Raw genomic sequence first — 21,666 nt, 5'->3', positions numbered from 1 at the left:
CCTCGGAACTCTCGTCCGGCGACGGTCGTCTCAGGCCGTCACGGCGCGAGGGAAGTCCTTGCGCTTGATCTTGGCCCGGCGCCCGTCCGGATGATGGAAGACGATGCCCTCCGCCAGATGGCCGGGAGAGAACTGGCTGTCCAGTGTGACGAGGAAGTCCCGGAGCCCGTCATAGCTGCGCGGCGCCTCGGGCAAGGCCGGTGCCTGGAAGTTGAAGGGGATGCACCGATGATCCTCCAGTCCCAGGGGGTTGCCTTGAATGCGGGGCCCGAGTGCCTCGCTCGGGTGCTCCCCGTCCGGCCAGGCGGACACGTCGGTGTTCGCCGCCGCCGCGAGGATCCACTTGTCGTCGGCGGACCCGCTGTCGGTGTCCACGTACCAGCCGTCCACGATGCCCTGTTGTTTCTGCTCCTTGCTCGGGTTGCGTCGCTTCTCGACCCGGACCAGCTGTCCGGCGCGCACGGTCAACCGGATGTTGGTGCCGTCCAGCTTCTCGGTCCCCACCCCGGCGCCGTCGAAGACCCACGCGCACTCGGCGCGAGGTCTGTCGATGACGTGGAAGCGCTCATCCCGCTCGAAAAGCGTGGGGATCTTCTCCATGACGGCCTTCCCTTTCACGACGTGCCCGATGAGTTCATCGGCGGTGATGACGCCGCCTGCCAGCCCGCCGGCGAGCGCCCGGATCAACTCGGCCACGGGGACGTCGGCTTCGACCGCCACATGCTTCAGCGCCTTCTTCTCCTCCGGAGAGATCCAGGCGACCAGCCGCGACCACCCCTCGGGAGGGGTCCATCGGGCCAGCGTCGCCGGGTCTTTGCGCGGCCTGCCTCGTCCTCGTGCCCGATCCACGGCTGAACCGTAGCCACGCTCGACAACTTGTGTCAATTGGCATAACGGAAAATAGGTGGGTCAGTGCGCACCCGCCTCTCGGAGGATCCGGGCGACGGCCGTCTGGCCCTTGGACCGGGCGTGGGCAAGGGGAGTGACGCCTTCTTTGTCGGCGAGGTCGACGTCCGCGCCGGCGGCGACGAGCGCTCGGACCACCTCCTGATGGCGCGGCCCGCCGTCGCCGAGGATGACCGCTTCCAGTAACGCGGTCCAGCCGAGGTCGTTCACGTGGTCGACGTCGATCCCGCTCTTCGCCACCAACCGCACGTACTCGACGTGCCCGCGTTCCGAAGCGGGGATCACCGAGACGCCGCCGAACCGGTTGGTGATGGTCAGATCCGGCTTCGCCGCGAGCAGTACCTTCGCCATCGGGACACTCCCGGTGACACCGGTGACCAGCCACGGTGTGTCGTGCCGCCCGTCGAGCGCGTTCGGGTCGGCACCCGCCTTGACGAGGATCTCGGCGACCTCGACCCGGTCTTCGGTGACGGCGACGAGCAGCGGGGTCCGGCCGCGATCGTCCCTCGTCTCCAGGTCGGCACCGGCTTCGACGGCCTTCCTCACGAGGTTCGCGTCGGCGGCGAAAAGGTGATTCACGGGGACTCCTTGGCGGTGCGGCTGGGACTCGGCCGGTGGGGGTGGAGCGCTCGGTGCCTGTGGGGAGCAGGCACCGAGCATGAGGGCGGCGAGCAGGGCCGCGATCACCCGCCCGCCGATCATCAGCGAAGTTCCCCGATGGCGCGCAGGCCCGCCGCGGCGAACTTCTCGTCGAGGTCGCCGCTGGGCGCGCCGCCGACCCCGATCCCGGCGATCGGGCCGCCGTTCACGGCGACCGGCACACCGCCGGCGAGGAAGAGCGTGCCGGGGATGTCGCGGACGGTCGGACCGGTGCCCTGGGCGTTCTTGTTCAGCGCCGATGTCGGCTGCCCGAAGGAGACCGCGGTGAAGGCCTTGCGCTTGGCGGACTCCTCGGTCTGCGGCCCGGCGCCATCGCCCTTCAGCAGGACCCGCACGTCACCGGACCGGTCCAGCACGGCCACGGTGACCCGCTGGCCCTCCTTCTCGGCGGCGTCCAGCGCGGCCTGCGCGGCGCGGGTGGCGGCGTCGACGCCGAGCACGCTGGTCTGCACGACGGACGGCGGGGCGGGCGGCTGCGGCCTGCGGTCCTGTGCCTGCGCCGCGCCCAGCCCGGTGGCGAGAGCGACGGTCGCGAGACCGGCCGTCATACCCAGGACGAGGCGGGTGCGAGGGAGCTTGGCGTTCATCGGAGTTCCTTTGCCGTGGAGGGGGTGTTCGTTCTCCACCGACTCTCCCGCCTGGCCGGGCCCGGCGAATCGGGCGTGTGGACCTTGATCGGACGCCGTGCGATCGGTGCGGGCATCAACCGAACGATTGATGTGGGAGGGCCCTCCCGCCCGCTTACGATCATCGGCGACGAAGGGAGGACCGGGATGAAGCCGAACATCGGCGCGGTCACACGGCTGAACGCCGCCATGCACGCCGGGTTCTTCCTGTTGCTGGCCGCATCGGTGGCCAGGTTCGTCGCGGGGCATGGATTGAGCGGCGCGACACCGCTCATCCTCGCGCTCACCGGCGCACTCGCGCTCGTCTATGTGGCGGGGGTGCTGAGCTGGGCCGTGCTCGGCCGGTGGCGTCCGGTGTGGCTGGCCGCGGTGATCGCGGTCTGGCTGGCGCTGGTGGTGGCGGCGCCGAGCTTCGCCTGGTGCGCTGTACCGCTGTTCTTCGTCTGCCTGCAGGTGCTGCGTCCGCTGATCGTGATCCCCGTGGTCGTCCTGCTGACCGTCGCGACCATCCTCGCCCAGCTGAGGATCGCGACCGAATTCGATCCGAGCATCGTGCTCGCACCGGTGGCGGTCGCGCTGATGGCCACGATGACGTTCCTGCAGCTCGAACGGGACCGGAAAGAGCTCGTGGAGGCCGTCAAGGCACTCCTGGACGCCAGGGTCGATCTCGCGCAGAGCCAGCGGCTGGCCGGGATGGTGCAGGAACGGGAGCGGCTGGCGCGGGAGATCCACGACGCGCTCGCGCAGGGGCTCTCGAGTATGCGGATGCTGCTGCAGGCGGCGCAGCGGTCGTGGGACACGGATCCGGAGCTGGCCAAGGGCTATGTGAACCGCGCCGCCGAAGCCGCGGGGGACAACCTCGCCGAAGCGCGCCGGTTCGTCAAAGGCCTCGGGTCGCCGCGGCTCGAGGCCACCGACCTCGGCGAGACCCTGAGAGAGCTCGCCGAGCAGGTCATGTTCGCCACCACGCACCCGGTGCGCTTCGAGATCAGCGGCGATCCGTATCCCCTGGAGTCCGAGGTGGAGGCGGGGCTGCTCCGGGTCGCGCAGGGAGCGCTGGCGAACGTCAGTGAGCACTCCCGTGCGACGAAGGCCGCCGTCACGCTGACCTATCTGGCCGACAAGGTCCTCCTCGACATCCGCGACGACGGCGTCGGCTTCGACCCGGCCTCGCAGCGTACGAGCGGTTTGCGGGGGAACGGGCTGCGGATGATCAGCGAGCGGCTCGCCGAACTCGATGGTGAGATGGTGGTCGAGAGCGCACCGGGAGAGGGCACCGCGCTCGCTGTCGCCGTGCCCACCAGGGAGGTGCGATGACCATCCGGGTGCTGATCGTCGACGACCATCCGGTGGTTCGGGCGGGAATCGCCGCCCTGCTCGCCGGGGAGCCCGACTTCGAGGTGATCGGCGAATGCACCGGCGCCGACGAAGCCGTGCGGTTCGCCACGGACCGGAAGCCGGACGTCGTGCTGATGGACCTGCAGCTCGGCGACGGCCCCGACGGGGTGAACGCCACCGAGCGCCTGACAGCGCTGCCGGACGCCCCGAAGGTGCTGGTGCTCACCACCTACGACTCCGATCTGGACATCACCAGGTCGGTGGCGGCGGGCGCCACCGGCTACCTGCTCAAGGCGGGACCGCCCGATGACCTCTTCCGCGGCATCCACGCGGCAGCGCGCGGCGAGACCGCACTGGCGCCCCAGGTCGCGGCCCGGCTCGTCGGGCATATGCGCGCACCGGCGCCCGCGTTGAGTCCTCGTGAGACCGAGATCGTGCGCTTGCTGGCGGAAGGATTGATGAACCGGCAGATCGCCACGCGCCTGTTCATTTCCGAAGCGACGGTGAAGACACATCTGGTCCACATCTACGACAAACTCGGTGTCGACAGCCGTGCCGGTGCGGTCGCCGTAGCCACGGAACGGAGGATCATCCGCAACTGAAGGCCGGACAGGACAATGCCTAGGGCTTGCGGCCCACGGCGGCGACGATGCAGTTGCCCGCCGCCGGCATCGGTTCCGTCCGGGGGCCTGTGGGCCACCACTCGTCGTTGACCACGATGCCGGGGTCCATGAGTTCGAGGCCGTCGAGCATTTCCTCGAGTTCGCTCCGGGTACGGAAAAAGCCCCGGCTGATGCTCTGGTTCAGGATCGCCTGCACACGGTGGGCGATGGGGCTGTGCTCGTTCTCCGGATCGAAGAAATGCGAGAACACGACGTAGGAACCGGAGGGGATCGCGTCGATGTAGGCCTGCAGGACCCGCGCCGGTGGCATCCCTTCGGCCTCGCTGTGGTGGTGCAGCGTGGCCACGTGCATCAGGGCCAGCGGGCGGCTGAAGTCCAGGGTGGTGGTGACGACGTCGTTCTTCAGGACCTCGTCGGGCTCGAAGATGTTGGCGCCGATGAGGCGTGTCCTGTCGTTCTCTTCGAGCAGCGCGCGGCCGTGCGCGAGCACCACGGGGTCGTTGTCCACGTACACGACCTGCGCGTCGGGGTTGATGCGCTGCGCGACCTGATGGGTGTTCTCCGCCGTCGGCAGGCCCGAGCCGCAGTCGAGGAACTGGTCGATCCCCGCTTTGCCGGCGAGGAAACGGACCGCGCGGGTCAGGAAGGCGCGGTTGCTGACCGCGATGATGTTGACCTCGGGTACGGCCGCGTTCAGCTGCGCGAGCAGTTGCCTGTCGACCTCGTAATTGTCCTTGCCGCCGAGGGCCGCGTCGTAGGCGCGCGCCACGCTGGGCACGGTCGTGTCGATCCTGTTCGAAGGAAGATCGACCTTCCCATTGTCCTGGCCCACGGTAAACCCCACAGGTAATCAGACGGTCACTCAACGTCGGATGGATGCTACCAGCGAGTCGGTTCCGCTCCACGGCGAGGACGTCGTGCGGTGTGGGCACAATTCAGGTCACGCCCCGACGAGGTGTCTCTAGGCTGATCGTTCAACTGGGGGGAGCCAGGTGACCAAGAAGCGCATGACGTGGAAAGACGATCTGGCACTGGGATTCCTGATGGGAGCCGTGCTGGTGACCCCGGCGACGGTGGCGGTGTCCGCCTCGACCGGAGACTGGCTGTGGACCATTCTGGCGATCCCCGGCGCCGTGGCGGTGGCCATGATCATCGGTGGTGCGGCCAGAACCCGCGCGGCGGCCGCGGCCGGCTCGCTGGGCCGTAAAAAGGGTGTCGCGAACACTTTCGCGGTGCTCGGACTGGTCCTCGGGGCCGCTGCCGGTGTCGCGCTGATCTGGTTCGGGATCTCGCTCAACTTCCACGCGGACACCTGTGATCCGGAGCGGACCACCTGTATCGCCGTGGTGAACGGGGTCGCCCGTGGTGAGTCCACCGAGTCGGTCGGCAGCCAGCAGTTCAAGACCTTCCTGTTGTCGCTGATCGCCGTCGTCCCCGGTGTGATGCTGCTGTTCGCCGTCGTGCGTGGAACGCTGTCACTCCGCCGGAAGGCGAAGCGTTCCGGCTAGCACCGTCCGGGCGCGATCCAGCGGCCGTTGCCATCGCGCCGGTTCGCGAAACACACGGACCGGTCCTGGCCCGTCTATGCCTTACCTCTCAACAGTTCCAGGGTGCAGCATTTGACGCTCCCGCCGCCTTTGAGCAGTTCCGACAGATCGGCCCCGATCGGTTCGAAGCCCCGCTCTCGTAGCTGTGCGATCACTCCTGTCGCGGCCTGCGGCAGGATGACGTGCCGCCCGTCGGAGACGGCGTTCAGCCCGAACGCCGCGGCGTCGGTGGCCGAGGCGAGGACGGCGTCCGGATACAGTTCCTTGAGCCGTCGTCGGCTGCCTTCGGTGAAGGCGTCCGGGAAGTACATGATCATGTCGTCGTCCAGGACGGTCAGTGCCGTGTCCAGGTGGTAGTAGCGCGGGTCGGTCAAGGCCAGTCCCACCACCGGTACCCCGAAGAACTCCGCGGCCTCGGCGTGTGCCCGCGGGTCGGTGCGGAAGCCCGAACCCGCCAGGATCCGGGAACCCGCGACCAGGAAGTCTCCTTCGCCCTCGTTGTCCCACTTGGCCTGCTGGACGTCGGGGTAGCCGTGCTCGGTGAACCACTTCAGGTGCGCCGCCGATTCCGGGCGGCGATGCCGGTGGCGGAAGCGCGCCACCAGCGCCCGGCCGTTCACCACGGTGGCACCGTTGGCCGCGTACACCATGTCCGGCAGGCCCGGCACCGGATCGAGCAGGTCCACCCGGTGGCCCAGTTCGACGTAAAGATCACGAAGCCATTCCCACTGGGTGATCGCTAGCTTCGTGTCGGTGGGTTTTCCGGGATCCATCCACGGGTTGATCGAATACTCGACGGCGAAGTACGCCGGGCTGACCATGAGATAGTGCCGCATCTGTCTTCCCCCGAGTGATCAGGCCGTCTGCAAGGATTTTTGGTTGCCCACCAGCCGTTTCACCAGCTGGTCGCGAATGCGGGGCGGGATGTCCGGGGCGAACCGCCGGAGGTAGCTCTCGGCGTGCACCGCGTCGTCCATCAGGAACGGCAGGTCGAAGACGACCAGTTTGCGGACGGCCAGCAACGGTACCGGCGCGCGCAGCGCCTTGAACTTCTCGTTCCACAGGCCGGGCTGGTCGCAGACCGGATGGAACTGCCCGATCATCAGGCCGTCGTTGACGAACTTGTCCTTCGCCTCACGCTGCAGGTCGTCCAGCCCGGTCGAGTCGTGATGGTCAAGGTGCGGCAGCACGAGCAGGATCGTCAGCAGTTCCCGGTCCGCGGGCGGGATCCTGGCCGACAGCCGCTCGTACCACGAGCGCAGGCTCTCGATCGCGTCGCGGACGTCGGTCTCGCCGTTCGTGGCCGTCAGGGCCGCAAGATGGAACAGTCCTTTGTGGAGCGATGGCTGGGTGTAGGGGCACACCGGGCCGTTCCGGCCGAGTTCCGGATGCGGCGAGACGAGATAGCGTCCAGCCCAGGCCAGAATTTCCCTGGTATACGGTAGATGTTCCGTCGGCACGGCGCCGTTCTCGACCTCTGCCACCGTCCAGATGAGAACCTTGTCGTCGCCGATCATGATCCGATGCTTTGCGCGAAGGTGAAGACGCCGTCTGAGCCGACCCGATCCTTGATCTCCTTCAGGCGCGGGTGGCAGGCGGTGCGCCAGTCCGCGCCGGATGGGCTGGGGGACACTAGCTCACCTCGTCGAGGTAGGAGACGCCAGTGGCGGCGTGCGGGCCGTAGCGCTCCCACACCTCACGCAGCCGGAGGTGACCGTCCTCGGTCACCTCCGGGGTGTTCACCGTGTGCCCGCAGATCACCTCGCCGGTGGCGAGCACCATGGTGTACCCCAGATGCAGGGCGCCGTTCTCCCGCTGGGCGCCGGTGATCGACCCCCGTCGCACCTCGCCGCCGGCGAATTCGGCCCAGACGACGTCGCCTTCTTGCCGGTACACGGCTATCGCGTCGCCGCCCGCTTTGCGGAATTTCCGCCCGTCGAAATCAATCATGGGAGTCGGCCCGGTCGGATTCGGCGGCGACGAACTCGTCCGACATCGCACGGTCCCACCAGATCGCGTAGTAGGAGAAGTCCTCGTCCCGGTCGTTGACGAGGTGGTGTTCTATTCCCGGCTTCAGGAACACGAGATCCCCGGCCATGAACTCGTGCCGCCGCTCCCCGGCGACCACCGCGGCGGTACCGGCCATTCCGATGAAGATCTCGTGCTCGTGATGAGCGTGGGACACCGATACGTCGCCGGGGCGCAGCACACACCAAGCCCCTCGAAACGGTGCCGTCAAACCGTTCCACGGATAAAGCAGCTTCATGTCCAATCCGTAGGCCCGAGTCAGGTTCTCGTGCTCGAGCCTGCGGATGTCCACGGCGGCAAGGTCTTGGTCAGTCACATCCCACTCCGATCAGCGTGCTTTTCTCCGGTGCTGATCGAGGCTATGTTCGGCCGGTTTCCCGGCGACAGGGGAACTATTCCCGATTATCGGTCAATCAGCCGCGGCCGAGACCCGCGTCGCGCGCCAAAACTATCGCCTGTGCGCGATCGGCTACCCCGAGTTTGCCGAAGACGGCGGAAACGCGGTTGCTGATGGTCTTCTGCGCGAGGGCGAGATCGCGGGCGATGGCCGCGTTCGACTTGCCCGCGGCGATGCGGTCGAGCACTTCCCGTTCCCTGGAAGTCAACTGGGGAAAGGGATACGGTTCCGGGCCGAGTGCCGACCGCAGCAAAGCGCTGAACCGGCCGGCGATCGCTTTGCCGACGATCGCTTCACCCGCGGCCACGACCTGGACGCCGCGGACGACCTGATCCAGGTCGGCGCCTTTGATCAGATAGCCGCGCGCGCCTGCCTGGATCGCCGATCTGATGGCGGTGTCGTCATCGACCGCGCTCAGGACCAGGACCCTGGTTTCCGGTGCGACACGGGAAACCCGGCTTATCACGTCGACGGTCACGGTCTCGCCGAGCTGCGGGTCGATGATCAGCACGTCCGGCCGATGTCGGAAGGTTTCCGCGATCGTCGAGTTCGCCGTTGCCGCTTCCCCGATGACGGCGATGCCGCTGACGTTCTCGAGTGCGGAGCGGACCCGGTAACGGATCGACGGCTGGCTGTCGGCGAGCAGGACGGTGACCCAGCCGGGGTCGGCGTTTTCTTCCGCCCTGCGGTGGTCGGGCAGCAGGCTCGCGGTGCGCCGTTGATCGCGGCGTTCGGACGGCCAGATACGGGCAGTGTTGCCGATACTTGCGTGATTGTTCATCTTTCCCCCTGTGCCTGCCGCTACTGAGCCTTCCTGATCGGCTCCGTTCGGTGAAGTGCGACGAAGTGCTCTTTTCGGCCATGGCGGGGATGGGACTGGCCGGCCGCGAGAGCAGTCTATGTAGTAGTCGTCGGACGGAGCCATATGACCGCTGTGAACAATTGATTGCAATCAATTTTTCCTGCGGGAGGAAGCGTCCGATCAAGGGGGGAGACCAGGTCCGACAGTGCGGCGGAGGGTGGTGACATCACTGTACAGCACCGTATCGGTGCGGAATGCAGTGAACGCGGCATTCGGGGTAGTACTCAAGAGTGAGGTACCAAGGGGTAGCGGGACAGGCCCGTTCGGCCGCCTGGGTGGCCGGTCCCGGATCTTCCCGCGAAAGGGGAGATTCCCCGGCCATCGGGAAACTTGTCCCTATCGCCGGGGAAATGCCGGTACCTAGGGTCGGCACTCTATTCTGGACGAACGGGGTGTATCTGTGACTGAAATACAGGTGGGTTTGCTGGCGATCGGCGCCGGTCCGGCGAACCTGGCGCTCGCGGTGGCCATCGAGGAGTCCGGGAATCCGGAGCTGGCCGGGCAGACGCTGCTGCTGGAACAGAGTCCGGACATCAAGTGGCAACGGGATCTGCTGATGCCGTGGGCGCGCAGCCAGGTCTCCTTCCTCAAGGACCTGGTGACGCTGCGCAATCCGCGCAGCAAGTTCTCGTTCCTCAACTTCCTGTACGAGGAGAACCGGCTCGACGAGTTCGTCAACCTCGGCACGTTCCACCCGTTCCGCTGGGAGTTCTCCGACTACCTGCAGTGGGTCGCGCGATCACTGGACAAGGTCCGCATCCGTTACGACGCCAGGGTGCAGCGCATCGAGCCCGCCCGCGACGCCGACGGGTCGATCGCCGGCTGGACGGCCACCCTCGACGGCGGGGACACGATCCGCTGCCGCGACCTGGTCGTGGGCGGCGGCCGGGACGCGAACGTGCCGGACGTCTTCGCCGAGCTGCCTGCCGACCGGATCATCCACAGCGCCCAGTACCGGCGCAGGATCGCGCGGCTGCGGCCGGACGCCCCGCTGCGCGCGGTCGTGGTGGGCGGGGCGCAGAGCGCGGCCGAGATGTTCATGGCACTGCACGACAATCTGCCCAACAGCACGCGGACCATGATCGTGCGCTCGGTGGGCCCGCAGAACTACCAGACGAGCAAATTCGTCAACGAACTGTTCTTCCCGTCGTTCGTCGACCGCTTCTACGACAGCCCGGCCGAGGTCCGGGAACAGATGCTGGACGAGATGCGCCTGACCAACTACGCCGGGGCGGCCCCGCCGTTCCTCGATCACCTGTACACCACGCTTTACCAGCAGCGCGGCCTCGGCGGTCAGCGTTCGCAGGTGCGGACGCTGACCGAAGTGGTCGGCGCCAGGATCGAAGACGACGAGGTCGTCCTCGATCTGCGCGACCGGACCAGCGGCAAGGTCGAACCGCTGCGGTGCGATCTGGTGCTCCTCGGCACCGGTTTCGACCAGCGGATGCCCGCGATGGTGCGCGACCTCGCCGAACGCGTCGGGTTGTCGGAGATCTCGGTCAGCCGCTGCTACCGGGTCGAACTCGGTGATTCCGCCTGGGGCGCGGTGTATCTGCAGGGCGTGAACGAGGCGACGCACGGTATCGCCGACTCGTTGATCAGCGTGCTGGCTCATCGTTCCCGTGACATCGTCAGCGATCTGCTCGCCCGCCGCGGCGCCGGCGAGTCGAGGACCGCCTGATGAACCGGCTGGTGGTGATCTCGCCTGCCCCGACGGCGAACGGCGACCTGCACCTCGGCCATCTCGCCGGTCCGTTCCTCGCCGCCGACGTCTGTGCCCGGTACGCCCGCGCGACCGGCAGGGAAGCCTTTTACGGCACCGGCATGCACTTCACCCAGAACTACGTCGTCACGGCGGCCGCGCGACTCGGCGTGGCTCCGGAAGACCTGCGGGAACGCTCCTCGGCTCAGGTTCAGGAGACGCTGGCCGCGATGGGCATCGACGTCGACGGTTTCGGCTGTATCGGTGACCGGTTCACCAAACTGGTCATGGACTTCTACGACCGGCTGCACAGCATGGGCAGGCTGGAGCTGAAGACCGTGCGTTTCCCTTGGCTGCCGAGCACCGGCGAGTACCTGATGGACGCCTACGTCACCGGCGGCTGCCCGTTCTGCCTCGCCGACGGGTACGCCGGGGTCTGCGAGAGCTGCGGGCTGCCGGTCGCTCCCGGCGACCTGATCGCCCCGCGCTCGACGCTGCGCCCGGACGAGCCGCTGGAGTACCGCGACGCGGACATCCTCGTCTTCCCGGTCGAGCGATACCGCGCGGAACTGGAGGCGTATTTCGCCCGGATCCCGATGCGGCCCGGCATGGCCCGGCTCGTCGAGTCCGCGCTGGCGGGGCCGCTGCCGGACTTCCCGATCACCCAGCCGACGTCGTGGGGCATCCCGGCGCTGTTCCCCGAGGTGCCGGGGCAGGTGATCTATCCGCATATGGAGGGCATGCCGTGGAGCATGTTCACCACCGCGCTGGCCGCGGAGAAACGCGGCGCGGTCCTGACCGCCGACGACGAGCTGTGGCAGGCGGGCTCCGGTTCGACCGTGGTGTACTTCCTCGGCCTGGACGCGACGTACCCGTTCGCGATCGTGGGCACGGCGATGCTCACCGCGCTCGGCGGGCACGTGCTCCCGGCGCAGTACGTCACGAACGAGTTCTACGAGCTGGCCAACGAGAAGTTCTCCACCAGCCGCGGGCATGTCGTTTCCGGCCGCGAGCTGGCCGCCGAGGTGCCGCGCGATCTCATCCGCTTCCACCTCTGCGCCACCAGCCCCGAGTACCAGCGCACGGACTTCACCCGCGAAGCCCTGCTCCGGGTCAGCGAGACCCGGCTGACCGGACCGTGGAACCGGGTCGCGGCGGCGATCGACCGCTGGGTGGACCGCGGTCCGCTGCCGGTTTCCGAAGCCGCCAGGAGGACGGCGCTGCGGATGGCCGAACGGTTCGCCGACGGCTACGGGCTCCGGCGGTTCAGCTTGACGGCCGTGGCGTCGACGCTCGCCGAACAGCTGGCGCGGCTCGATCGGCTGGCCGCCGCGACGACCGCCGGGACCGCGGGGGATCTCTGTCACCAGGTGGACGTGTTCCTGCGCTGCGCCGCGCCGATCCTGATCGATCTCGCCGCGGCCGCGCTGCCCGACACGACGCTGCCCGGACAGGTGGACGCGGACGCGGTCATCCCGAAGAAGCTGCCGCGGCTGGCCGTCTGATGGCGGCTGTCGCCGTCGTCGGCGCCGGGGTGACCGGGTTGGTGACCGCGATCGGGTGCGCGCGGGCGGGTCACCGTGTCACCGTGTTCGATCGTGGTCCCATCCCGAATCCAGCCTCGGCTTCGTCCGACCAGCACCGGGCATTGCGGGTGCTGCGTCCGGGCGACGCCGACGGCACACGGCGGATGGCCGAGGCCCGCCGTCGTTGGCTGGAGCTGGAATCGTTGCTGCGGAAAGAGATCTTCCGGCCGGTCGGCGTGGTCACCGCGGGCACCCTCGGCGAAATCGAGCAGGCGCTCGACACCGCGGGTGAGGCCGGGCTCCCCGCTGTCGTCGTGTCGCCGGAAGCCCTGCCGCCCGTGGTGTTCCCCGCCGGTACGGGCGGTGTGCTCGATCGCGACGCCGGGGTGCTGCTGGCCGAACGGTTTCTTCGCGCGGCGGCGGACTGGCTCACCGCGCATCCTTTGACGGAACTGAAGCCGCACCGCGCCGTCGACGGCGTCGGCGATCACCGGGTGACCCTGGCCGACGGTACGACGGCGGAGGCGGACCTCGTGCTGGTCGCGGCGGGACCGGGGAGCACCGAACTGGCCGGGCAGCCTGTCACGCTGTACCGCCAGACCATGATCTACCTGCGCCCGCCGGGGAACCTGGCGGGCTGGTGGGAGTCGGCGCCCGGTGTCGGCCGGATCGGCGGCGGCCGCACCGCCTGGCTGCTGCCCCCTGGCTGCGGCACCTTGCTCAAGATCAGTTCGGACGCGGTCTGCCGGGAGGTCGAGTCCACAAGGGACCTGGACGGCGAACCGTGGGCCGATCGGCTGCTCGCCGAACCGATTCTCGCCGGCGCCGCAGATTACGCCGTCGTCGCCGTGCGGGACTGCCACTACGCGGCCGATCCCGTCGACGGGGGTCCGGTGCTCACCCGGATTCACCCGTCGGTGTGGTCTCGCCCCGCCTGTGGCGGGTCCGGATTCGGTACCGCACCGCTCGTCGCCGAGGAGATCCTCGGCGCGGTCAGGAAGGTCCGTGCGTGAACAAGGGGAGTGCATAGTGGAGTTCACGATCGTGGGTGCCGGTATGGCGGGCGCGTTCCTGGCGCTTTCGCTGGGCAGGCAAGGGCATGTGGTGACGGTGTACGACCGCAGGCCGGATCCTCGCGGGTCCGTCAACGCGGTGACATCCATGAATCTCGGGCTGTCCCGTCGTGGCCTGTCGGCGCTGGATCGCCTGGGGCTCTCCGAGGAGGTGCGGCGGCTCGTGGTGCCGATGCGCGGGCGGATGCTGCACAACCCGGACGGCGGGCTGCGGTTTTCGGCGTACGGCGAGGGCGGCATCTTGGCCATCCAGCGCCAGGACCTGAGCGCGCTGCTGGTGGACGCGGCGAGCCGGGAACCCCGCGTGCGCTTCGTGTTCGGCACGCGATGCACGGGCATGGACCGCGACCTGCCATCGGTGTCCTTTGTGGACCCGGATGGCCGGGCGTTCGTGGTGAAGCCGGATGTGGTGGTGGGCGCGGACGGCGCGTTCTCGGCCGTTCGCCGGGCCATGCACCACGAACAGCGCGCGGAGTTCTCGCAGAGTTATCTCGAGTGGGGCTGGCGTGAACTCCACATCCCGGCGGCCGCCGACGGTGCGCATCGCATGGCCGACGACGTCTTCCACCTCTGGCCTCGCGGCGACATCATGATGTTCGCCCACCCCAACCGCGACGGCTCCTTCACCTGCTCCTGCGTCCTTCCGTTCCATGGCGAGCACGGATTCGACTCGCTGAGGACGGCGGCGGACGTCGAGTCCTTGTTCCGCACCCATTTCCCCGACGTCCTCGCGCTGGTGCCCGATCTCGGTGAGGAGTTCCTGCGGCGGCCGACCTTCAACCTCGTCACCGTCAGCACCGCGCCGTGGACCCACGAGGGCAAGGTGGCGCTGATCGGCGACGCCTGCCACGCCGTCTATCCGTTCCTGGCCCAGGGCATGAACTCGGCCTTCGAGGACGCGCTGGAACTGACGGACAGCCTCGCCCGCCACCCCGGCGACACGGCGGCGGCGCTGGCGAGGTACTACACCCGCCGGAAACCGAACACCGACGCGCTCGCCACCATGTCCCACCGCAACTTCGCCGAACTCCGCGACACCGTGCGTTCCCCGGCCGTCCGGCTGGAACGGGCCTGCGACTCCGTCCTGGAGAAGCTTCTCTGGCACCGTTGGATGCCACTGCACGCGATGGTCACCAACACCACCGTCCCGTACGCCAAGGCCCTTCAGCGGGCGACGCGCCAGCACCGGATCCTGAAGTATTCGGGCGCCGCGGTCGTCGCGGCCGCGGTGGCCGGCCTGCTTCGTCGCCAGGGGTAAGTCCGTGAAGGCCTCCTTCCCTACTCTGAAGGTAGGGAAGGAGGCCTTCACGGACATTGGCGAAGCGTGGGTCAAGGCTCCGGGAGGACCTCGATCCGGACCAGGCTCGCGCCCTTCTCGGCGCGCTGCAGGGCCTCGGCGGGGCTGTCCGCGACGGCCATCACCAGGCCCGTCCGGTCCCACGAGCTGCGCAGCCCGGTGAACCGGTGGCCGGGTTTGACCAGGATGTCCACCAGGACCACGCCTTCCGCCTGCCGGGCCTGTTCGAGCCCCAGGACGGCGTCGATCACCCCCGGCTCCATCGGGACGAACCGGACGGCCGCCCCGCCGGTGGCGCGGCGAGGCAGCTCCGGCAGCGGTTCACCGCGCATCATCGTGACGTAGGAGCGCAACAGCTTCATCGAGTAGGCGTGGTCGATGATCTCCATGATCCCGTCACCGGCGACCCGGCCGGCGCATTCCACCAGATACGGGACACCGTCGGAGACGATCCATTCGCAGTGCAGGATGCCGTCGGCGAAACCGACGGCCGCGACGACCTGACGGGTCACGCCTGTCAGCTTCTCCGTGAGGTCGGCGGGGATGTCGGCGGGCACGACGTGGGCCAGCTCCACCGGTCTGGGGCCGGGGTAGAGCTGTTTGCCGGTGACGTTGGCGAACAGCTGCCGCCCACCGCGGACGAGCATCTCCACGCTGTACTCGGGTCCGGGCACGTACCGCTCGGCCAGCATGGACAGCGCCATCGGCCGGTCGGGGACGAAGATGCCCTCGTCCTGCTCGACGCAGCTCTCCCAAGCCCGGTCGACCTCGGCCGGGTCACGGATGATCTGCGTGCCGACGGCGGCCTGCCGGTTCGCCGGTTTGAGCACCACCGGTCCGGGATGGGCGCCCATGAACGCCAGTACGTCCGCCGGGCAGGTCACCGTGGCGCTCTCCGGGTTGGCCAGCCCGGCGGCCGCGCTGACCCTGCGCAGCAAGGCCTTGTCCCGCAGGATCTGCGCGGCGCCCAGACTCGCTCCCGGCAGGCCGTAGCGTTCGGCGAGCCGGGCGGCGAACGGGGTGGCGTACTCGGTCAGCGGGATCACCGCGACCGGGTCCAGATCGGGGTGCGCGGCGAAGAACTCGTCGGCCGAGCCGGGCCGGGCGTGCTCCCACCCGATCATCTCGCGGACCAGGGACGACCCGGCCAGCTTCGTGAGCAGCTCCCGCTTGCGGATCACGTCCGGCTCTTCGACGAGGACGACCGAACCGTCGGGTTCGGCGCCGGTCAGTGCCATCAGCACCGGCGTCACGAACCCGACGATCAAGATGGGCCGCTCACTCATCGGAGTCGGTCTTGGGCTTGTCCACGATGCCGAGCATGAACCGCATGGAGGGCTTGGCACCGACCAGATGCGCGCCGACCGTCTGGGTGACGCGATCCCGCGCGGTCGGGTGCATCGCCATGGTCATCGCGTCCCGGAGCCACCGGTTCATCGGGTCGCCCGACCGGATGGCCGCGGTGCCGAGCAGATCGCAGAGCCGCTGCACGACCCGTTTGGCCATGTTGAACGCCTGCCAGCCGGTCAGCGCGGAGGCGACCCGCTCGTCCGGCGTGAGATCGTCCAGCGTGCCGATCCCGTCGGCGGTGACCTCCCACTGCCGCTCCAGCGCCCGGTACACACCGGCGCGGGTCGTGCTGTAGTCGGCCTCGCATTCGGCGAGGGTGATCTGGATGTGCTCGTTGTCCTTCCAGGCGACACCGCTCATCCGCCACGGCGAACCCTTCAGCATGTCGACCCGTTCCAGGGTGAGCTCGCGGACGTAGTCCAGCGCGGCCCTCGTCAAACCGAGCGGGACACCGCACATGCTGCGCTGGATCACGTCCGGCTGCACCAGTGGACCGTTGGGGACTTTCGGGTTGTCGAAGGTCAGCGAGTGGTTCTCCGGCACGAACACGTCGGTGATCGTGTAATCGCTGCTGCCGGAGCCGCACAGGCCGAGGGTGTACCAGTTGTCGACGGATTCGATCTGGTCGCCGGGCACCATGAACAGGCGCGACTCGTGCGGGTTGCTGCCGTCCGGGCTGGCGTAGGGCTCACCGTTCTCGAACACCATGGCGCCGGAGGCCACCCAGTCCGCGTGGGTGGAGCCGCTGCCGAACCCCCATCGGCCGTTGAGCAGGTAACCGCCGGGGACGCGGTCCGCGCGCCCCGTCACCGGGAGCACCCCCGCGGAATGCATGTCGAGGCTGGTGAACATCCGGCGGGCTTCGTCCTGGTCGAGGAAGTTGGCGTGCAAGCCGATGTCCGAGCCGAGTTTCGCGCACCAGCCGGTGGACGCGTCGCCGTAGGAAAGGGCCTCGATCACTTCGGTCTGCTCCATCGAGGTCATATGGGGGCCGCCCCAGTCCCGGCTGAAGCCGATCCGGAAGACACCGGCGTCGCGCAGCATCTGCACCACGTCCGGGGGCAGGCTCCGGTTCTCCTCGATCTCCGCCGCCCGCTCGCGCAGGATCGGCGCGAGCGCCTTCGCGTTCGCGAGGATCTGCGCGCCGGTCAGCGGCACATCGGTGCGGACGGATTCGGTCATGGTCATGCGGAAACTCCCTCGTGTTCGTCGACGTCGAGCAGCCCGGCAGGCATCTCGAACGCGGTACCGGGTTCTGGCGGGTCCACCGGATCGGCGTCGATCCGCACCAGGGCGGCGGCGGCGTCCAGCCGCAGGCCACAGGTCTCACGGTCACCGGCCTCGCACACCACGAACGAGTGGCGGGCCAGGTAGCCGCCGGGTGGCAGGCGCAGGGTGGTCCCCGGATCGATCATCGGCGACGCGAGGACCAGGCCCGGCGCGTCTTCGGGGACCTCGACCGCGTGGACCAGGCAGTCGTGGTCCGGATAGCCGAACCGGATCCCGGCGACCGCGTGCCGGGACGGCGTGACGACCGGCCGGTGGCCGGTCGCGACGGAGAACAGGATCTCGCCGGGGTCGAGACCGGTGGCCGTCCTGCCGAGGAACGGGATCAGGTCGCCGCCGAGGCGGCCGTTGATCTCGATGATCAGCGGGCCGCGGTCGGTCAGCCGGACCTCGGAATGGGTGATGCCGTCCGCCACGCCGAGCGCGCGGTGCGCCCGCGCCAGGACGTCCATCAGCGCGGGGTCGTGCAGCAGCGGATCGCCGGCGTCGACGACGTGCCCGACCTCCTCGAAGTACGGCTGGTCGCCGGTCTCCTTGCGGGCCACGAACATCGGCAGGTACTCGCCCTTGTGCACGGCGGCGTCGATGCTGATCTCGGGCCCGGAAACGTAACCCTCCACGATCGCGCCGCCGCCGTAACGGCTCTGGTCGACGGTGGCCGCGCCCATGGCGACCCCGAACGCGGCGTCCACTTCGGACTCGTCGGCGGCGAACACCACCCCGATGCTCGCCCCCATGGCCCTCGGCTTGAGCACCACCGGATAGCCGATCCGGGCGGCCGCGGCGCGTGCCTCGCCGAGACCGGTGGTCAAGGCGTAGCCCGGCTGCAGCAGCCCTTCGGCGGTCAGGACGGTGCGGGTGCGGTTCTTGTCGCGGCAACCGCGGACGCCGTCCACGCTCAGACCGGGGACCCCGAGTTCGGCGGCGAGTTCACCCGCGGCGAGCACGACCGGTTCGTCCCAGCACATCAGGCCGGCGATCCGGCGACGTCCGGCGACTTCCCTTGCGGAGGCGAGCATTTCGTCCGCGTCGAACACGTCGGTGTGGATGATCTCGTCGAAATAGGCTTGCTGCCAGGTGGGTTTGAGATTGTTCAGCAGCACCAGGCCGATTCCGGCCGCGCGGGCACAGCGGTGGATCGACGAGACCAGGTATTCGCGGTACAGCTTCAGCCCGCTGCCGATGATCAGCAGGACAGGTTCGGATTCGCTCATGGTCGCTCTCCCACGACTTCCGGCTCGGGCACTGGTTTCGCCACGGGGGGCTGTTTGAGGCCGTAGATGTGCATCGATCCGGCGATGGCGGACAGCACCGCGCAGAACCCCCAGAACCCCGGACCGCCGAACGTGGTCCAGAGGTACAGGCCGAGCATCGGGCCGATCGTCGCGGCCACGCCAGCCACCGTTTCCTTCGTCGCGATGTACCGGCTTCTCAGCTGGGCGGGGAAAGTGGCCGGATGGGAAGCGGTGCTCGGCCCGTGGATCATCAGCCCGGACACGGCCAGCAAGGCGCCGGCGATCACGAAGAACGGATGCTGCGCCATCAGCCCGTAGAACGCGAATCCCAGCGCGCAGACCAGATTGCCGAACAGACCGGCGAGATATTTCGGGATCCGCACGATGTACGTGGTGATCTTCAGTTCGCACGTGATCAGCACGACCGAAGAGAGCACCAGCACCGCGCTGTACAGGCTCACCGGATACCCGGCGTCGACGATGTTCAGCGGCAGCACCGCGACCCATCCGGCGTAGATCACCATGCCGAACAGGCCCGCCAGCAGATAGCAGAGGAAACGGGTGTCCCGGATCAGCGTCCCGTACACCTCGCGCGCGCTCAGGGCGGGCACGGGCTCGCCGTCGGGCTCGCCTTCGTGTGCGGTCGCGTTCCGCTTCGGCAGCAACACGAACGCCAGCAACGCCCACAGCGCCGCGGTCGCCCCGTCCAGCCAGAACAGCAGATCCCAGTTCACCTGGATGACCAAGGCAGCGATCAGCGGCGCCACCGCGGCCCCGATGTTCAGCGCGATGCGCATCATCGAGAAGCCCATGACCTTGTGCTCGTCCGGCATGAACCCGGCCAGCAGCACCGCCGCCGCCGGCCGGTACGCCTGGATCGCCATCCCGGACAGCGCGACCACCGCGAGCAGCGCCGACGGTGTCGCCCGGACCAGCGGGATCGACGCGACGAGCGGCGCCGCGCACGTCATCACCGCCACGATCGTCGCCCGGCCACCGAATCGGTGGGTCAGTTCGCCGCCGAGCATGGCGCCGAAGAGCGCCCCCACGCTGTACGCGGCGAGGCAGACCCCGGCGAAACCGACCGACGTGCCCCGAAATGTCAGGTACAGGATCAGGAACGTCTGGACGAAAGCGCCCAGCTGGTTGATCAGCACGCCACCGAGCAGATACCTGACGGGGGCAGGGGTCGACCGCAGTACCGCGAAAACCCCGGTCCTCGTGGCGCCGGTCATGCCGCCACGCCCGTCGTCGCCAGGGTTTCCGGTCCTGTGCTGTCGCTCTCTCGCTCGGTCACACGTCCTCCATGGTCGGATACCCGCGGTGGTCACGAGAAGTACCGGCGCGAGCCCAGTCCCTGGGGAGGCAACGAGTGTCGCCGACATGGCCGACCGGTGCCGCCAAGGCTAGGTCCGGATCTTTCCCGGCGAGTAGGGGAAGCGTTCCCGTCGGCCGGGGAATTCGGGTCCGCCGAACTCGCGTGATCAGAGCCGGATCTCGCGTGCTTGGAGACGTGACTCAGGGGACAAGGGAGAGAAGATCCTGGGAACACCGGTCCCGCCCATGCTGTTGGACCGATCATGACGACCCGCACCGTGGACCCGACCCAGGAGCTGGCCGCGTTCCTGCGGACCCGGCGTGAACGCCTGGACCCGGACGATTTCGGCCTGCCGTCCCGCCGCCGGTCCCGGCGGACGCCGGGGCTGCGCCGTGAGGAGGTCGCCGAACTGGCGGGGGTCAGCATCGATTACATCGTCCGGCTGGAACAGGCCCGAGGGCTGCGGCCGTCGGCGGACGTGGTGGAGGCGCTGGCGAGGGCGTTGCGCCTGGCTCCCGACGAACGCGCCTACCTTTTCGACCTGGCCCGGCAGCGTCCCCGCGACGACGGCAAACTCGCGACGACCGCGGCGCCGCCACTGGCCCGGCTGGTGGCCGATCTGTCGCCGCTGCCCGTGATGCTGATGAACCACCGCTACGACATTCTGGCCTGGAACGACGAAATGGCGGCGCTGCTGGTGGATTTCGGCACTTTGCCGCCGTCGCAGCGCAATTCGATGTGGTTATGCCTCAAGCATCCGGAAATCCGTGATTTCGCCGTGGACCGTGAACGCGTCGTGCGGGAAGGGATCGCTCATCTGCGTGCCGCGTGGGCGGCGCACCCCGACGACCGGGCCTTGGCCGAGCTCATCGCCGAATTCACCACCGACGAGGAATTCGCGCGTATGTGGGCCGAACGTGACGTCAAGGTCAAGGGCCGCGGGAGCAAGACGATCCGGCATCCCGCGGCCGGCCTGCTCGAACTGCATTTCGAGGTGCTCACCCCGCTTCAGGATCAGGATCAGCGGCTGGTGATCTACCGTGCCATGGACGAGGAAAGCCAGGCGGCGCTCGACCGGTTGTCCGGCTCGGCCGGACGAGCCGGACGCTGACGTCGAGGGCGGCCGACCGGTAAGGCATTTTCGTTGCCTTTCCCCGATCGTCGGGAAATCGCGTACCGCCCCGGCTTCGGGTGGTGCCGCGACGGCCGATCCGGCGACCTGGTGCGTACACGGAAAGTGTTTGAGCCGATCGCGTGATACCGCTGCCGTGTCCCGGATACGCATAGGTGATGACTAACGTCGGTGGTACGTTCCATCGCGGTTGATAAAACCATCGAGTGATCATTTGTCCCGTACCGGCTTCACTGAATCGAGTTCACGCGGAGTGGTCCTGAGATGTGACTGTCGTGCCGTTTCGAAGATTGTTTCGGACCGAGCCGTCAGAGTGCTGTTCATCGTGGAATCTCCTGATGAGGCCTCTGAAACAGGAAGTAAGAGTAGTGGATTTCGATGCACTGATCGCCGAACTGCGGACCCTGCGGGACAACGTCGCCGGAGTGACCGACACGGTGATAGCCGCGGTCGACGGAATACCGATCGTCGCCGACGCGGCGAAGAGTATCGACCCCGCGGAGGTTTCCGCTCTCGCCGCCGCGAATCTCGGGATCGCGCGTCAGGCGGCCGAGGTGACTGGCAAGGGCACCCTCCGGCAGACCGTGGTGTTCAGCAGTGACGGTTACATGGCCGTGTACGCCATCGACCGGATGGCACTCATGGTCATCATGGGAGACCGGCAACTGAACGTCGGCCGCCTTCTTTTCGAATGCCGCCCTGTCATCGATCGGATCAGCTCGATCCTGGCTGCTTAGCCGTCAATCGGAACGAAGAAGT

22 protein-coding genes are annotated in these 21,666 nt (G+C 68.3%); 9 read left to right on the top strand and 13 right to left on the bottom strand.

Annotated features, from left to right (window positions below; genetic code table 11):
- Positions 1–30: 30 nt before the first annotated feature.
- The 3 genes from AMYAL_RS45570 to AMYAL_RS0103830 all read right to left on the bottom strand — a co-directional run bounded on the left by AMYAL_RS45570 (position 31) and on the right by AMYAL_RS0103830 (position 2,153).
- Positions 31–849 (bottom strand): DNA ligase-like domain-containing protein, encoded by an 819-nt coding sequence (locus tag AMYAL_RS45570; RefSeq protein WP_026466716.1) that lies wholly within the window; start codon positions 847–849, stop codon positions 31–33.
- A 60-nt stretch (positions 850–909) separates the two neighbouring features.
- Positions 910–1,485 carry an ankyrin repeat domain-containing protein gene (locus tag AMYAL_RS0103835; protein ID WP_026466715.1) on the bottom strand — a complete coding sequence of 192 codons (576 nt, stop codon included), beginning with the start codon at positions 1,483–1,485 and terminating at the stop codon, positions 910–912.
- Between the two features lie 122 nt (positions 1,486–1,607).
- Positions 1,608–2,153, bottom strand: a complete 546-nt coding sequence (locus AMYAL_RS0103830) for a GlcG/HbpS family heme-binding protein (RefSeq protein WP_020629986.1) — start codon at positions 2,151–2,153, stop codon at positions 1,608–1,610.
- A gap of 186 nt (positions 2,154–2,339) precedes the next feature.
- Between AMYAL_RS0103830 and AMYAL_RS0103825 the strand changes: the two genes are divergently transcribed.
- Both AMYAL_RS0103825 and AMYAL_RS0103820 read left to right on the top strand, forming a co-directional pair.
- Positions 2,340–3,509, top strand: coding sequence for a sensor histidine kinase (locus tag AMYAL_RS0103825; RefSeq protein WP_020629985.1), 1,170 nt, complete (start codon positions 2,340–2,342; stop codon positions 3,507–3,509).
- Complete coding sequence (locus AMYAL_RS0103820) at positions 3,506–4,132, top strand: response regulator (RefSeq protein ID WP_020629984.1); 627 nt, start codon at positions 3,506–3,508, stop codon at positions 4,130–4,132. The genes AMYAL_RS0103825 and AMYAL_RS0103820 overlap by 4 nt, the downstream gene beginning before the upstream one ends.
- A gap of 19 nt (positions 4,133–4,151) precedes the next feature.
- Here AMYAL_RS0103820 and AMYAL_RS0103815 read toward each other — a convergent pair whose 3' ends face one another.
- Positions 4,152–4,985, bottom strand: a complete 834-nt coding sequence (locus tag AMYAL_RS0103815) for an SAM-dependent methyltransferase (RefSeq protein ID WP_020629983.1) — start codon at positions 4,983–4,985, stop codon at positions 4,152–4,154.
- 160 nt (positions 4,986–5,145) lie between these two features.
- Here AMYAL_RS0103815 and AMYAL_RS0103810 point away from each other — a divergent pair, with 160 nt between their 5' ends.
- On the top strand, positions 5,146–5,661 hold the full coding sequence (locus tag AMYAL_RS0103810; RefSeq protein ID WP_020629982.1) for a hypothetical protein: 516 nt from the start codon (positions 5,146–5,148) through the stop codon (positions 5,659–5,661).
- A 74-nt stretch (positions 5,662–5,735) separates the two neighbouring features.
- Here AMYAL_RS0103810 and ddaH read toward each other — a convergent pair whose 3' ends face one another.
- From ddaH to AMYAL_RS0103780, 5 genes are all read right to left on the bottom strand, one after another.
- Positions 5,736–6,536 carry a dimethylargininase gene (gene ddaH / locus AMYAL_RS0103805; protein WP_020629981.1) on the bottom strand — a complete coding sequence of 267 codons (801 nt, stop codon included), beginning with the start codon at positions 6,534–6,536 and terminating at the stop codon, positions 5,736–5,738.
- An 18-nt stretch (positions 6,537–6,554) separates the two neighbouring features.
- A complete protein-coding gene (locus AMYAL_RS0103800) occupies positions 6,555–7,217 on the bottom strand; it encodes a DUF6875 domain-containing protein (RefSeq protein ID WP_020629980.1) in 663 nt (220 codons plus the stop codon).
- Positions 7,218–7,332: 115 nt separating this feature from the next.
- Positions 7,333–7,650: an avidin-fold protein gene (locus AMYAL_RS0103790; protein ID WP_026466714.1), complete on the bottom strand. Its 318-nt coding sequence runs from the start codon at positions 7,648–7,650 to the stop codon at positions 7,333–7,335.
- Positions 7,643–8,044, bottom strand: a complete 402-nt coding sequence (locus tag AMYAL_RS0103785; RefSeq protein ID WP_020629977.1) for a cupin domain-containing protein — start codon at positions 8,042–8,044, stop codon at positions 7,643–7,645. The genes AMYAL_RS0103790 and AMYAL_RS0103785 overlap by 8 nt, the downstream gene beginning before the upstream one ends.
- A 97-nt stretch (positions 8,045–8,141) precedes the next feature.
- Positions 8,142–8,906, bottom strand: coding sequence for a LuxR C-terminal-related transcriptional regulator (locus tag AMYAL_RS0103780; protein ID WP_020629976.1), 765 nt, complete (start codon positions 8,904–8,906; stop codon positions 8,142–8,144).
- A 481-nt stretch (positions 8,907–9,387) separates the two neighbouring features.
- On the opposite strand from AMYAL_RS0103780, the gene AMYAL_RS0103775 reads away from it, so the two are divergent.
- From AMYAL_RS0103775 to AMYAL_RS0103760, 4 genes are read left to right on the top strand one after another with little or no spacing between them, the layout of a single operon-like run.
- Complete coding sequence (locus AMYAL_RS0103775; RefSeq protein ID WP_026466713.1) at positions 9,388–10,668, top strand: SidA/IucD/PvdA family monooxygenase; 1,281 nt, start codon at positions 9,388–9,390, stop codon at positions 10,666–10,668.
- Positions 10,668–12,194 (top strand): class I tRNA ligase family protein, encoded by a 1,527-nt coding sequence (locus AMYAL_RS0103770; protein WP_020629974.1) that lies wholly within the window; start codon positions 10,668–10,670, stop codon positions 12,192–12,194. Before AMYAL_RS0103775 ends, AMYAL_RS0103770 begins: the two co-directional genes overlap by 1 nt.
- Positions 12,194–13,228, top strand: a complete 1,035-nt coding sequence (locus AMYAL_RS0103765) for an NAD(P)/FAD-dependent oxidoreductase (protein WP_020629973.1) — start codon at positions 12,194–12,196, stop codon at positions 13,226–13,228. Before AMYAL_RS0103770 ends, AMYAL_RS0103765 begins: the two co-directional genes overlap by 1 nt.
- 16 nt (positions 13,229–13,244) lie before the next feature.
- Positions 13,245–14,546: an FAD-dependent oxidoreductase gene (locus AMYAL_RS0103760; RefSeq protein WP_020629972.1), complete on the top strand. Its 1,302-nt coding sequence runs from the start codon at positions 13,245–13,247 to the stop codon at positions 14,544–14,546.
- A gap of 71 nt (positions 14,547–14,617) precedes the next feature.
- Here the strand turns inward: AMYAL_RS0103760 and AMYAL_RS0103755 are convergent, their stop codons facing one another.
- Genes AMYAL_RS0103755 through AMYAL_RS0103740 form a run of 4 tightly spaced genes read right to left on the bottom strand, consistent with a single transcriptional unit; the run spans position 14,618 to position 19,692 of the window.
- Positions 14,618–15,871, bottom strand: a complete 1,254-nt coding sequence (locus AMYAL_RS0103755; protein WP_020629971.1) for an ATP-grasp domain-containing protein — start codon at positions 15,869–15,871, stop codon at positions 14,618–14,620.
- Positions 15,864–17,123, bottom strand: coding sequence for an acyl-CoA dehydrogenase family protein (locus AMYAL_RS0103750; RefSeq protein ID WP_020629970.1), 1,260 nt, complete (start codon positions 17,121–17,123; stop codon positions 15,864–15,866). The genes AMYAL_RS0103755 and AMYAL_RS0103750 overlap by 8 nt, the downstream gene beginning before the upstream one ends.
- The gene (locus AMYAL_RS0103745) at positions 17,120–18,436 is read right to left on the bottom strand and encodes an ATP-grasp domain-containing protein (RefSeq protein WP_020629969.1); all 1,317 of its coding nucleotides are present in this window, start codon (positions 18,434–18,436) and stop codon (positions 17,120–17,122) included. Before AMYAL_RS0103745 ends, AMYAL_RS0103750 begins: the two co-directional genes overlap by 4 nt.
- Positions 18,433–19,692, bottom strand: a complete 1,260-nt coding sequence (locus AMYAL_RS0103740; RefSeq protein WP_020629968.1) for an MFS transporter — start codon at positions 19,690–19,692, stop codon at positions 18,433–18,435. Before AMYAL_RS0103740 ends, AMYAL_RS0103745 begins: the two co-directional genes overlap by 4 nt.
- A 345-nt stretch (positions 19,693–20,037) precedes the next feature.
- Between AMYAL_RS0103740 and AMYAL_RS0103735 the strand changes: the two genes are divergently transcribed.
- Positions 20,038–20,886 (top strand): helix-turn-helix transcriptional regulator, encoded by an 849-nt coding sequence (locus AMYAL_RS0103735; protein ID WP_020629967.1) that lies wholly within the window; start codon positions 20,038–20,040, stop codon positions 20,884–20,886.
- 389 nt (positions 20,887–21,275) lie between these two features.
- Complete coding sequence (locus AMYAL_RS0103730; protein WP_020629966.1) at positions 21,276–21,644, top strand: roadblock/LC7 domain-containing protein; 369 nt, start codon at positions 21,276–21,278, stop codon at positions 21,642–21,644.
- Positions 21,645–21,666: the final 22 nt, after the last annotated feature.

Origin of the sequence: Amycolatopsis alba DSM 44262 (assembly GCF_000384215.1) — a bacterium.
Taxonomy (GTDB): Bacteria; Actinomycetota; Actinomycetes; order Mycobacteriales; family Pseudonocardiaceae; genus Amycolatopsis; species Amycolatopsis alba.
Note: the sequence above shows the minus strand (reverse complement) of the source record. Positions and strands in the feature narration are given on the sequence as shown.

Bases quoted from the DNA above. Each gene is read 5' to 3' on its own strand.
- AMYAL_RS0103740 (WP_020629968.1), bottom strand. From the start codon at position 19,692: ATGACCGGCGCCACGAGGACCGGGGTTTTCGCGGTACTGCGGTCGACC.
- AMYAL_RS0103830 (WP_020629986.1), bottom strand. From the start codon at position 2,153: ATGAACGCCAAGCTCCCTCGCACCCGCCTCGTCCTGGGTATGACGGCC.
- AMYAL_RS0103745 (WP_020629969.1), bottom strand. From the start codon at position 18,436: ATGAGCGAATCCGAACCTGTCCTGCTGATCATCGGCAGCGGGCTGAAG.
- AMYAL_RS0103770 (WP_020629974.1), top strand. From the start codon at position 10,668: ATGAACCGGCTGGTGGTGATCTCGCCTGCCCCGACGGCGAACGGCGAC.
- AMYAL_RS0103780 (WP_020629976.1), bottom strand. From the start codon at position 8,906: ATGAACAATCACGCAAGTATCGGCAACACTGCCCGTATCTGGCCGTCC.
- AMYAL_RS0103790 (WP_026466714.1), bottom strand. From the start codon at position 7,650: ATGATTGATTTCGACGGGCGGAAATTCCGCAAAGCGGGCGGCGACGCG.
- ddaH (WP_020629981.1), bottom strand. From the start codon at position 6,536: ATGCGGCACTATCTCATGGTCAGCCCGGCGTACTTCGCCGTCGAGTAT.
- AMYAL_RS0103825 (WP_020629985.1), top strand. From the start codon at position 2,340: ATGAAGCCGAACATCGGCGCGGTCACACGGCTGAACGCCGCCATGCAC.
- AMYAL_RS0103765 (WP_020629973.1), top strand. From the start codon at position 12,194: ATGGCGGCTGTCGCCGTCGTCGGCGCCGGGGTGACCGGGTTGGTGACC.
- AMYAL_RS0103750 (WP_020629970.1), bottom strand. From the start codon at position 17,123: ATGACCATGACCGAATCCGTCCGCACCGATGTGCCGCTGACCGGCGCG.
- AMYAL_RS0103820 (WP_020629984.1), top strand. From the start codon at position 3,506: ATGACCATCCGGGTGCTGATCGTCGACGACCATCCGGTGGTTCGGGCG.
- AMYAL_RS0103755 (WP_020629971.1), bottom strand. From the start codon at position 15,871: ATGAGTGAGCGGCCCATCTTGATCGTCGGGTTCGTGACGCCGGTGCTG.
- AMYAL_RS0103800 (WP_020629980.1), bottom strand. From the start codon at position 7,217: ATGATCGGCGACGACAAGGTTCTCATCTGGACGGTGGCAGAGGTCGAG.
- AMYAL_RS0103735 (WP_020629967.1), top strand. From the start codon at position 20,038: ATGACGACCCGCACCGTGGACCCGACCCAGGAGCTGGCCGCGTTCCTG.